10 protein-coding genes are annotated in these 12,302 nt (G+C 35.6%); 1 reads left to right on the forward strand and 9 read right to left on the reverse strand.

Annotated features, from left to right (window positions below; all coding sequences use genetic code 11):
- Positions 1-9 precede the first annotated feature (9 nt).
- The 5 genes from FZC40_RS08310 to FZC40_RS08330 all read right to left on the reverse strand — a co-directional run bounded on the left by FZC40_RS08310 (position 10) and on the right by FZC40_RS08330 (position 4,693).
- Entirely contained in the window at positions 10-741 is a 732-nt protein-coding gene (locus FZC40_RS08310) for an amino acid ABC transporter ATP-binding protein (RefSeq protein ID WP_148603439.1), read from the reverse strand.
- Positions 722-1,387, reverse strand: a complete 666-nt coding sequence (locus tag FZC40_RS08315; RefSeq protein ID WP_148603440.1) for an amino acid ABC transporter permease — start codon at positions 1,385-1,387, stop codon at positions 722-724. The genes FZC40_RS08310 and FZC40_RS08315 overlap by 20 nt, the downstream gene beginning before the upstream one ends.
- A gap of 152 nt (positions 1,388-1,539) precedes the next feature.
- The gene (locus FZC40_RS08320) at positions 1,540-2,310 is read right to left on the reverse strand and encodes a transporter substrate-binding domain-containing protein (protein WP_148603441.1); all 771 of its coding nucleotides are present in this window, start codon (positions 2,308-2,310) and stop codon (positions 1,540-1,542) included.
- A gap of 285 nt (positions 2,311-2,595) precedes the next feature.
- Complete coding sequence (locus tag FZC40_RS08325) at positions 2,596-4,119, reverse strand: hypothetical protein (RefSeq protein ID WP_148603442.1); 1,524 nt, start codon at positions 4,117-4,119, stop codon at positions 2,596-2,598.
- Between the two features lie 4 nt (positions 4,120-4,123).
- The gene (locus FZC40_RS08330) at positions 4,124-4,693 is read right to left on the reverse strand and encodes a hypothetical protein (RefSeq protein ID WP_148603443.1); all 570 of its coding nucleotides are present in this window, start codon (positions 4,691-4,693) and stop codon (positions 4,124-4,126) included.
- A gap of 284 nt (positions 4,694-4,977) precedes the next feature.
- On the opposite strand from FZC40_RS08330, the gene FZC40_RS08335 reads away from it, so the two are divergent.
- Positions 4,978-6,180, forward strand: a complete 1,203-nt coding sequence (locus FZC40_RS08335) for an LCP family protein (RefSeq protein WP_148603444.1) — start codon at positions 4,978-4,980, stop codon at positions 6,178-6,180.
- Positions 6,181-6,270: 90 nt separating this feature from the next.
- On the opposite strand, the gene FZC40_RS08340 is transcribed toward FZC40_RS08335, so the two are convergent.
- The 4 genes from FZC40_RS08340 to galE form a co-directional block, all read right to left on the reverse strand.
- Positions 6,271-7,635 (reverse strand): DUF6056 family protein, encoded by a 1,365-nt coding sequence (locus tag FZC40_RS08340; protein ID WP_148603445.1) that lies wholly within the window; start codon positions 7,633-7,635, stop codon positions 6,271-6,273.
- Positions 7,636-7,649: 14 nt separating this feature from the next.
- Entirely contained in the window at positions 7,650-9,011 is a 1,362-nt protein-coding gene (locus tag FZC40_RS08345; protein ID WP_148603446.1) for a DUF3329 domain-containing protein, read from the reverse strand.
- Positions 9,012-9,109: 98 nt separating this feature from the next.
- Positions 9,110-11,278, reverse strand: a complete 2,169-nt coding sequence (locus FZC40_RS08350; RefSeq protein WP_148603447.1) for a DUF7657 domain-containing protein — start codon at positions 11,276-11,278, stop codon at positions 9,110-9,112.
- 46 nt (positions 11,279-11,324) lie between these two features.
- Complete coding sequence (galE, locus tag FZC40_RS08355) at positions 11,325-12,296, reverse strand: UDP-glucose 4-epimerase GalE (protein WP_148603448.1); 972 nt, start codon at positions 12,294-12,296, stop codon at positions 11,325-11,327.
- Positions 12,297-12,302 lie beyond the last annotated feature (6 nt).

Here is a 12,302-nt window from a genome sequence, read left to right on the forward strand (position 1 = left end):
CATCTTTTTTTATAAAACCATGTTCAAAAAATTAATGGTCCGTTCATTTTTCGGCGCACCGAATAGCTCCTGAGGTGGGCCTTCTTCGACAATAAATCCTTCATCAATAAAGATAACACGGTCCGCAACTTCTCTTGCGAATCCCATTTCATGGGTAACCACGATCATGGTCATTCCTTCTTTTGCGAGTTTTTTCATGACGTTCAGGACTTCACCAACCATTTCAGGATCCAGTGCGGAAGTCGGTTCATCAAAAAGCATCACATCCGGATCCATCGCCAAGGCCCGGGCAATGGCAACACGCTGTTGCTGTCCTCCGGAAAGCTGTTCCGGATAAACATTTGCTTTTTCTTCAAGATCAACACGTCTTAAAAGCTTAAGGGCTTTCTCATTCGCTTCCTGCTTACTTTTTAGCTTAAGTGTCACCGGAGCAAATGAAATATTCTCCAAAACGGTCATGTGGGGGAAAAGGTTGAATTGTTGGAACACCATACCAATATTTTGCCGATACTTATTAATGTCTTTATCAGCAGCACCGGTAATATCATTCCCATCAACCTCCACCGTTCCGCTGGTGGCCACCTCAAGAGCATTGATACAACGCAAAAGGGTACTTTTACCAGAACCAGAAGGACCGATGATACAAATAACTTCTCTTTCACAAACTTCCAGGTTAATGTCCTTTAGGACTTCTAATTCACCAAAACTCTTTTTCAGGTTTTTAATTTTCACTTTTCCCATAAGACATTTTCCTTTCAATACGTTTTGATATTTTTGTTAAAATCATGATAATGACAAAATACATAACCGCAACGATTGTCCACATTTCAAATGCCTGATAATTATTAGCAATAATGAGCCTTCCCGTTTGGGTTAATTCCTGAATGCCAATGATCGAAAGGATCGATGTATCTTTTAGTGTAATAATACACTGGTTAATCAGCGCCGGTGTCATGGTGCGAACAGCCTGAGGTAAAATAACTTTAGTCATTGCCAAACTATAAGGCAATCCCAAACTACGGGCTGCCTCCATCTGGCCTTTACTAATGGATTCAATTCCGCCTCTAAATATTTCAGCTAAATATCCTCCGGCATTGAGGCTCAAGGTAATGATCCCGGCAGTATTAGCATCTAATCGGATCCCAAGTGCGGCCGGAATACCAAAGTAAATAAAAAATGCCTGGACCAGTAATGGCGTTCCGCGAACAATATCGACATAAACAAGTGCGATTGCACGTAAACTCTTTTTCTTTGAAACCGATAAAAGACCAAATAACAACCCCAGCATTCCGGCAATAATAAGAGAAATAATGGTTAGTTCAACGGTCATGGCGAGTCCCGCTAACAGACGAGACCAATTCTGTACAACTAATTCTGGTATACTCACGTCAACCTCCTTCAATGGGTCCAGTTGTCCAATAGTCTTTACTCACACCGCGAGTAAACACTTTTAGATAACTTAGAGAAATCATCTGTCAGTAGTATATTTCACTGACAGATGATTTCTTAGTAAATAACGACTAAATTATTTTTGATAAATTATTTTTTGATGTAGGTATCTAAGATTTTTTGATATTCACCGTTAGCTTTTACATCTGCTAAACCAGCATTAAACATCTTGAGCAAATCAGCGTTTTGTCCTTTTTTAACAGCAAATCCGTAAGAATTTCCGGCTTCCATATTTCCCATCATTTTTAGTGGAACCCCGCTGGCAATGGCATCCCCAATTACTGGATAGTCTTCAAACAAAGCAGCTGAATTTCCCGCTTTAACATCTTCATACATGTTTGCTGAATCTGGGAAAGAAACGGTTTCAAAACCATATTGTGCTTTGATTGATTCTGCAAAAGTAGCGCCTTCGGTACCATTTTTAACAGCAACTTTTTGTCCGCTCAAATCTGCATAAGTCTTAATTGTATCGTTTGAAGCTGAAACGGCCATGACAACGCCTGAATCAAAGTATGGATCAGAAAAATCAAAAGTGGCTTTTCTGGCGTCAGTAATACTCATGCCGGCAATCATACCATCCGACTGACCTGATGTTACTTCTCCTAAAGCGCCATCAAAACCGACTGCTTTAAGTTCATAATCAAAATTCTGATCTTTAGCAATCGCTGCTAACAGGTCAATATCGATACCAACACGTTCACCTTTGTCGTTTTCATACTCAAATGGTTTGAATGTTGTGTCTGTCGCAATAACATATTTCTTCGCAGTACTTGTTGTGGTTTTTCCACTGGAACAGGCAGCAAGAGAGAAAATCATGGCAACAGCCATCATCAAAATACCGAGCTTTGTGATCTTTTTCATTTCTTTTCCTCCTAATAATAATAAGTTTTGATGCATCTTTAATCAATGCTCCAACTTTTTATACAGGTAGCAGTATACCATTTTTCTTAAACATTCGCAATAAAAAAATAATTATTCATTGGCAGAAGCATCCCCTTTTTTCATTGTTTTAGCGACTCTTTCTTAAGTGAATTTTTTAATCCCCATAATAGTTGCAAGCACTTCCTGAAAAAATCAAAAAAAACGGAAATTAATATTCATAATAAAAAAAACATCCCTTACAATTGAGAGGATGTTTTTTACTGCTCATTTTTCAGGGTTCTGAATCAAATACTTGCGCACTGTTTCGTAATCATCTCCGGCAACAATAAACTCTGAATCGAGATTTTCCAGGACAACTTCCTCTGGCATTATTTCTATCTCTGTATCCATTTCGCCTCGATCATGCTCTTCGACAAAGAGAACATCTTTTTGATCCAAAGCTATTTTTCGTTGATTAAGTCCCGCCTCAATGATATCCAAATCATTAATCCGATTATTAATCAGTTTAGATAAACGAATGAGATCATCCAACACTTCGTCGACAACAAATTGTTTATCAATAATCATCTTAAGCTTCTCTCGAATCAAATTCCCGGTAGCGATAATTTTTTCATCACCAGTAATTGGGGTGTAGGTTTCCACTTCTTTTTGAAAAACCCCCACAGCGCTCTGAAGATACTGTGTTTCCTTCATTGATTTTTCAATTTCATTAAAGAGATAACTCAATCTTCTTTCAATGGAAATAAAATCTTCTTCTCTTTCTACAGTCGGTTCACCTATTCCCAACGCATTATCAGATCGGTCTTCACTTTTGACGGGAACTGTATTTTCTTTCCTTTGAACATTAGGAAAAGGAACAAATAATTCATTCGTATCTTTAGTAGATAACGGATTTGTTGGACTTAAAGCCGGCTTTTCAGTCGTTTTCTGAAAGGGTTCTGCCACTTCATTTTTTATATTGATCGGTAAATGATCATTTATTTCATCTTTTTTTTTACCTGGCAGTTCAGTTTCTATTTTTTTTTCAACGAGCCCTTGCTTTTGAGATGGGCTTTGGAAAACGGATGGTGCTCTGACTCCCAATCTTTCCTCCGGCAGCTGATGATCCTTTTTTAAATTTTGTTTAATTTCATCTAAAAAATCGCTGGTTTGATATCGTTTTTCTTCTTCAAATACATTTCTATTTTCTGGTTCTGTATATCTTTTCTGTCCTTTTTTTTCATTTTCCAATAGACTGGTAAAAATGCTATCATACTCTGATTCTTCATCGTCAGTGGGGGCTAACCATGTTTTTTTTTCTTTAGCTCCTTTTTTTTTCTTGACAACTTCTTCCTTCATCTTGACAGCTTCTTCTTTTTTTTTGACAACTTTTTCTTTAACTTTACCGTTTTCCTTACCGTTTTCTTCATCTTTTCCGATCAGTACCCACCATAAAAGATGACATAGCGTAACCATCAAAAAATCAATAATTGCCAATCCAATAAAAAAGGTTGCCGGAACTTCAGGAATAAGAAACCAGCACAGGCCAAAAATAATCCCATTCCCAAGAACAGAAATTAGAGCACCTAAAAACGGAATGTTTTTATGTAACATATTCCGGTTCAAATCGTATAACGACAATACCACAACTTTAATTCCAACAAAAAATCCCATTAATATTATAAAAGCATTTGCATTTGATAGGGTTGTTATAATCTGATAAACCAGTAAAAAAGCATAACCTGAAATGGCTAAACCAATCATATCAAAAATCAACAAACCCCAACATTTTCCAAGACTCAATTTCATCGAATCACTCCTTGCTGTCTTTTTTTATGGGAGTTCTTTTTTCATCTTTAGAACTTCCTTTGCCAATAGGAAACTGTCCAAAGGATGATCCTAAAGAATCGGTCCCCTGGGTATTTCTATATAACTCTTCTATTTTTAAAAGCTTTTGATATTCAGAATTAAGGGTTTCTTCCTTACGGTTCACCTCTTCGTGACGCTGTTTTAGGATTGACAGCGCTGACCCCAAAGAGTCCAACATTTCCTGAACTATTTTCTCTCTTTTCTCGATGTTGCAAAGTTGTTCATTCAGTTCCTCAGCCTTGTATTGAGGCAACTCCCCTTCATTTTTTAAAAAGCGTGCTTCTTCTTCCTTGATATCTTGAAACACTCGATCAAAATTTCCTTTTTCTTTTATCGTTACCGTTTCTTCACTCGGATTACTTTTCCATTGACCCGCCCCATTTTGGGCAGTTTTAAGAATTAAAGATTTTAACTCATCATCTTTTTGTAAAATTAGTTTCTCTAAATTTTCAATGCGTGATTCAACATATTCAAAGTACTCATTTTTCCCCTTGAGCTCCTGTTTATTTGCCATATTAACCCCACTCCTATATTCAATATGAATCTATAATCCATATTATAACAAAGTTTTAGTGAAATGTATAACAAGATTTACGGTTCCTGTTAATTTCTATTAATATATTTTTTTTTACATATTTTTACAAATATGATATAATATTTATCTAGAAGTTAAAATTCAGACGCATTTTAAAATTCAAGTGTACCTTTTACCCTTAGAAACCCTAAGAATGCACATCTTTGCACTAATTTGCAAATACTGTTTTTGCAAATGAACGATTTCCAAATGAGGTATTAGTATTGAGCGCACGAAAAAAAAACGTAATCGAAAATAGACGTACTCCTTCATCAAAACCAAAAAGCAATAAAAACTTAAGACAGTCAACAAGTCAAACGGACAAAAAACGACAAAATAATTCAAAACAGGAAAAATCGAGACCGCAATCAACGGCCTTACCCATGCCCAAGAAAAAGAAAAAAGGTAAAAGTAGGTTTAAGAAATTTTTGAAAACGATTTTTATGCTTATCCTTTTTCTTTTGATCGCTGCATTTGCCATTTATGCATTTTTCTTGCAAAATGTAACCAGTGATCTGCAAGGAAATTTAAGCAGTTATGGCATCAGTAATGAAGCTGCCGCTTTTGCCAAACAGCATAAGATTGTCAATATCGCCGTTTTTGGTGTTGATGGCCGAGATGACGTTGACGGTGACCGTACCGATACCATCATGGTCGCCACAGCAGACTATGAACACAGCAAACTGAAGGTAGCATCCATTATGCGCGATGATTATGCGTATATTAACCCAAAATATGGTTATGATAAAATCAATGCCGCCTATGCTTATGGCGGACCGGATTTAGCTGTTCAAACCATCAATGAAAACTTTGATACGCCGATTACCGATTATGTCACGATTAACTTCGATGCGATGGTCTCGATGGTCAATGCGGTCGGCGGCGTTACCATTGATATTAAAAGTCAAGATGAATTAAACTGGGTAAATGAGTATCTGATGGATATTAATGATAAAGTTAATACCAGCTCACCGGATCTCAAAAAAATCGGTTCTCAAGTTGTTGACGGTTCTCAAGCTTTAGCTTACTGTCGAGTGCGTTATGTCGGCGATGGTGACTTTGATCGAACCCAACGGCAACGAGATGTTTTTGAACAAGTGTTATCTAAGGCAATGGATCTTAATCCGATTGATCAATTTAAGCTCGTTCAGTCAACCTTGCCTTATGTTAAAACATCCTTGAGCACCCTGGAACTTATCAAATACGGTATCAACCTTGCCCTTATGCCTTCAAAAGATATTGAGCAGAGTCGCTTTCCAACAGATGACTATGTTTCTCTGGATACACTTGATGGAGTCGCTTATGTTGTCCCAAATACTTTAGTCGATAATATTAAAGCTTTATATCAATTTATTTACGAGGACTCCTACAGCCCCTCCAGTGCCGCAACAAAAATCAGCAAAGAGATTGTCAGCAAAACAAAGTAAAGCGATGTGAGAAAAGGCTCCGAATGGCGATTTGAATCGCCATTCGGAGCCTTTTTCTAACTTGTTATTGTTTTCCAGCTTCATCTTTTTTTAAATTAATTTACAAAGCGACTCCAGATAACCGCAAATTGCCAAAAGCGCCAAACCCCAGATAACTCTTTTTTGATTTTTAGGAGACAAGCTTGAATTGAATTCCTGATATATCAAAAGTCCCAAAATAGCCATGGCAATGTATTGAAATAAGAATGTCCGTGCCCCAGACTTATATACGGTTGGAGAAAATCCCATCGCAACCCGCGACATGATCCCTGCGCCCATTACCAGAACTGCAATCCATCGTTTCTGAGAATCTTTGAACAAAGTAATCGTCATAGCCATTAATGAAATCACGAATATTGTCATTGCCGCAAGTACCAGGTAATGGTAAACTCCCAAAGTTCCGCTGGTAATACCTTGAAAAGAAATCCAGTCAGTAATATTATTTCCCGTTAATAACTTGTAACCACAGGCAAATTTGGGGCTCAAAACGACAACCCGAGCCATATCAATCAGTGCGCAAATAACAAACGGCAATATCCCCATTATTCTTGGAACCCAAGTTTGATACTTTTTCCAGGAATAAAGCCAAGCTAACCCTAAAACGGTTAGCATGATAAAATTTTGATCAATCGTGACAATAAACGATGTAGCTGATAAGGTCATCTTCTGAAGAAGGCCAAAAGAGGCATATTCCGGAAATTGTGAAGCAATTTCCGCTATGTCGCGAACGGCATTTCCCGGGCAAAGAAGAATAAAAATCAAATTACCAATTAAAACAATGGTGGTAAAAATCGTATAGCCAGAAATATTTTTTTTGGCTATAAAGAAAATGCAAAATATAAAATAAAATGACACTAAAATTGCCGCCATAATTTCCATATTCATGCCAAAAACGGTGGCAATAAAATACACCGGATATTCGTACCATTTAATCTCTTCATTAAACAGTATTTTTTTGAGTGGGTATAACGCCACCAGACTCAACGTAAGCGGCCAAAAATAATGAATACTGGTGACGACCCATCCTGCCGTTGTCAACATTGAAACAAACGGCACACATGCTAAAAGCAGCACAATAATCCAATTCATTTTTCGGTGATTGTCATAAACAAAGAGTTTTGAAATCATAAAGGCCAATAAGAAATAAACGGAAACATCAAAAATGGAAAACAGAAAAAACGAATTGCCTGCAAAGAATGCCGCTACCGGCATAATAATAATCCGGGAACTCCATTCATAAAAAGACTGTGAAACAAAAGTTAATACCGGTTCTTTATAAAAAATCGTTCCATAGGTGATGTCATCTCCTGATGGGCTTAAAAAAAAGTGCATAATCAAAATGAAAAAGGTAAAAACCAGTATTGGAAAGTAATTCCAACGTGTCACACTTTTTATTTTTGTTTTTATTATTTCCAAAACTTTCTCTCCTTCTATGGTTCTAAAACAATGTTTTTAACACCATAATAATCTGCAAGGGCACGATTTACCCAGTGATTGGGATCCATTTGAACATCTTTCAGGCCATACATACCATTATGGTCGGTTAACGGTGTAATTCCCGGAACAGCAATGACGTCTTCAGCTTTATTTTCGTTTATGATTTCAATGCGGGTTTCCGACTCCTTGAAAACGGTAATCGCATCAATACCCACATACCCTAACGACATCACATAATATAGCAGCACTGCTGTAAAGGGTATTAGAATCAACTGATGATTCCATTTTATTTCAAGTTGATCAACCGCATAAACAATGGCAATGCTAATCATTGCCGATAAGCCAAACATGGCTCGAGGCGGAAATTTAGGAGGTGCCAGCATCACAAACATCGCAGCCGCTGCGGCAATAATAAAAATGCCAAATACCATCAAAATATTTCGATCCTTTTTCTTATATAATAGCAAGCCGGCAATCACTGCTAAAATCAGCAAAGGCATTAAATCATATAAATTATAGGCAAAATAGGAAAACTTCGTAATAATAGGATTGGAACCCACCATCTGCGTTACTTCCGCGATGGGGGCTTCATTGGTTGTTCTCATTCCATTTCCCGGAGCAAAAATCATGCATAAAAAAGAAATCATCGAAAAAATGATGCCAGTCCAGGCAAAATAAGGAATTTTTATTTTGCGTTTATAAAAAAGCAAGCTGAACAAGATCATAATAAGAATCATTGCTCCTGCTGAATTCTCATTGGTTATCCCACTCATAAAAAACAAAGGGATTAAAACGACGGCCAGCCACTTACTCTTTAACAGCGCGGTCTGCTTCTCTTCGTAAAAACGGAAAGGCAAAAGGGCCAGAACAATCAGAGTTCCACACCATAAATAATTGCAGGAACCGGTAAGCCAAATAACAGTCTGCCCAAATACCGGAGTGAAAAACCAGACTAGAATAGTAACCAGCAGTAATTTAAACGCACTGATTTTGCGTCCAACGGCTAAAAAATAAACAGTTAAAACAAATACAATATAACACAGACTATTCGACACATTAAAAACTTCTTTTCCCCACAGCATAAACAGTCGGTTAAAAAGCTCTGCGACAAGCCTTCCACCCCAGCTTAGGTAAAAAAGAATCAGGGATTGTACAATATCCCCAAAAGAATTAATGGGAGTACTGGTACCGGCAATAAATTTATAAACATAATCGTCAGCAATCAAAGGGGTTTTAATGTTTAGAAACAACATATAACAAAAAGTGAAAATAAGGATAACCCCAAAAATAATAATATTTGTTCTTGAGGTTATCTCCCTATCAACAAGTTCAAAATACTTTTCTTTCTTCTTCAATAATCAAAACCATCCATTCTTAATTTATTCATTTTGTTTAAAATCGCTTTATATGAATTTTTCATTGTTGCCATAGTTTGTTTATATCCACTTTAAATTCAATTGTTATATATCACTTGATAAATAAATATTGTACCAGCATCATTCTGGCTTTGTTTAATAAATGAAACGTTTTGATTGTTAAATTTCTCTAATGGATTATAAGAAACAATGTATTTTACATTAAGTTTTTCTAAGTCATTTACATTCAGTGTGATTTTTATATGATCTGTGGCAATCAATTCAAATTTAGTTTTTTCCGAAGCACTAAATTCTATTTGAATATGTGCAAAACGATTATATATTGTATAATCATTTGTGTCATTACTTATCTGCGCCCACAATCTGTTATTTGGATAGTAGTGGACACTATTTAGTACTTTTCCTCCTTCAGCAAGGATATAATTAGGCAATGTTACCGAATCATATCCCATCCATAATCCCTTCGGATCTTCTTTAACCACTTCTTGTATTGACTTAGCAAGTACCGTTTCTTTAATCGGCGCGAGTCCCACATTAACAGGATTGACAAAAAATCCCGGAATGATTGAAACAATGCAAACAAAAATCAAAACCACATATTTTTTTCCAATAATGAAAAAGTAATTCGCCAATAAAAAAATTATTATTGTAATACTTGTTCCGATTATTCCTAAATAACTGATTGCCTTATTAAAATAAAGCGCCAACAAAAAATAACAGCCTAAAATTGAAAGAAAAGCGATTATTCCTTTTTTACTAAAGCCCGCTCTTTCGTTTAATTGACTAATAACAATGCAACTAATATAGACTCCCATTAGCCCTGCCCCCATTAACGACATTTGCGGCGTGACCATATACAACAAAGTATATTTTGCAAATAATTCTGGAAAGGGTAGTAGTATCCATAAAGCAAACACAATATAAAACGCTATAAATATTTTTAAATAGGCGTTGTCAATATACTTTTTTTCTTTCCAGCTTTTCAAAATTATTATTAGTGATGCCGGAATAAAGGTTACATAAGCACTGGCAATACAATTATTCAGCAATGTTTCCGGGGGAACATCAACGAAAGGAATCAACCAGTTATATAAATATTTGGTCAAATCAGATATTCTCATTCCACCGCCGGTTATCATTCTGCTTCCAGGATATGACGTTGACATCATAATGGTTATATCCGAAATTGACGGGATAATTGTAACTGCTACTACCGCTATTATAAAAATGACCGATAAAGTAATGAAGATAATATCTTGTTTTTTAATTTTTTTATAATTTTTAATTACTAAATAAATAAGCAACCCTAAAAAAACATATCCCAATACAATTTGAAATGCGGGATATAAATCTAAAATAAAATTTAGTCCAAAAATAACAACCATTGCGAGCAACAAAATCTTCTGATAAACCTTGCTGACCCTAAAATAATAAAATACAGCAACAAACAACGCTTGAAAAGCAATAACAATTTCAATAACCGAAGTATCAAACCACCATGCAATCGTTGGCGAAAAAGCAATCCAAAATGCACCAACAAAAGATACATATCGACTCTCCTTAGTAATAATATGTAGGAATTCATATGAAAACAAAAGTAATAATAATAATTTTAAGACCCAATGCCAAGCATAGCCTTGTTCGATAGGTAAGAAAAAGTATCCCCAATTATAAGGATTTCCAATTGTAGAAATGTGTTCTATTGGTGTTTTTGTACTCATAAACAGCATATTTTGACCATCAACTCGAATGTCATCATTTACGGTTGGAAAACCCTCGTTATATTGAGATAAAACCCAGGGTGTTTCCACCAGCCATTCATCCGATCGAATTGACCTTGCTTGCCCAAATATAACAGAATGCGATTCCTCATAAGTCGTTGTCTCCCAAGATGCCAGAGATGAAAAATTGATTCCTAAAACGACCAATATAACAAACACAATCGTAGCTATTCGATATCGATAGTTGATAAAAAAATCAAGCAATATTTTTGTTGTTACCAAAAAACTTTTTCCCAGTTGATTCATTTTTATAAAATATATTGTCACCATTAAAAATAGGAACATCCATACTGCGAAAAAACTAAACGCGATTTGTTTTCCAATAACAACAATGTTCTGAAAATCATTTTTCCAATAATATACTAAGCCGCATAGCAAAATCGCAATTAAAAACCCCAATATGCAAAAGAGTATTTTATTTTCTGTATTTCTACTCAGATTTTTCACTTTTTGATTCATCATCATTATTTTTCTCTTTCATTCTATATTTATAGTATTAACTAAGGTGATTTTAGTGCTTTTTTATTTTGTAATTCCAGGCTGTCTCAATTATTTTTTCAACATTTGTATAGTGGGGCTTCCATCCTAGTTCTTTCTTAGCCTTATCACTCGATGCTATTGAAACGGCAATATCACCTTCTCGTCTTGGTGATATTTTCACTGGAATATTCTTTTTTGTTACCTTGCGAGCTGCTTCAATCATCTCGTTAACTGAAAAGCCCTGGCCATTTCCAAGATTATAAATGCCACTTAAATTTTTATTAAGTTGCATGATTCCTAAAATATGCGCATCTACCAAATCAACTACATGAATGAAATCACGAACGCCAGTACCATCCTTTGTTTCATAATCATTACCATATATTTCTATATATGGTCTTTCTTCTGCAGCAACTTCCAGTATAATTGGAATCAGAGCTGTATTCTTTTTCACATTTTGGCCAATCGGATATTTTTCATGCGCTCCGGCTACATTGAAATATCTAAATACACAATAATTCATCCCATATGCTTGTCTACAACTGTCTAAAATCTTTTCTACAAATGCTTTTGTCGTTCCATATGGACTAATTGGATCAATCGCATCTGTCTCTTCAACCGGAATTTTTTCTGTATTACCATATATTGCTGCCGTTGAAGAAAAGATAATTTTCTTTACTTCGTTTTCAACCATCACTTCTAATAAAGAAATTGTTCCTGCCACATTATTATTAAAATATTTCAAAGGATCTTTTTCACTCTCAGCAATGACAATATCTGCTGCAAATTGCATAACAACATCAATTTTTTCTTTTTTAAAAATTTCGTTTAAAGACTTCTTATCTCGTATATCACATTGATAAAAAATAGCCCTTATATCCACTGCGCTTATAATGCCTTTTGACAAATTATCAACAACAACAACATCATAACCTTGATCTAACAATTGAACAACTGCATGACTTCCTATATATCCTGCTCCGCCTGAAACCATTACTTTCATTAATAT

This window comes from Acetobacterium tundrae (assembly GCF_008086615.1).
GTDB classification, from domain to species: Bacteria; Bacillota; Clostridia; order Eubacteriales; family Eubacteriaceae; genus Acetobacterium; species Acetobacterium tundrae.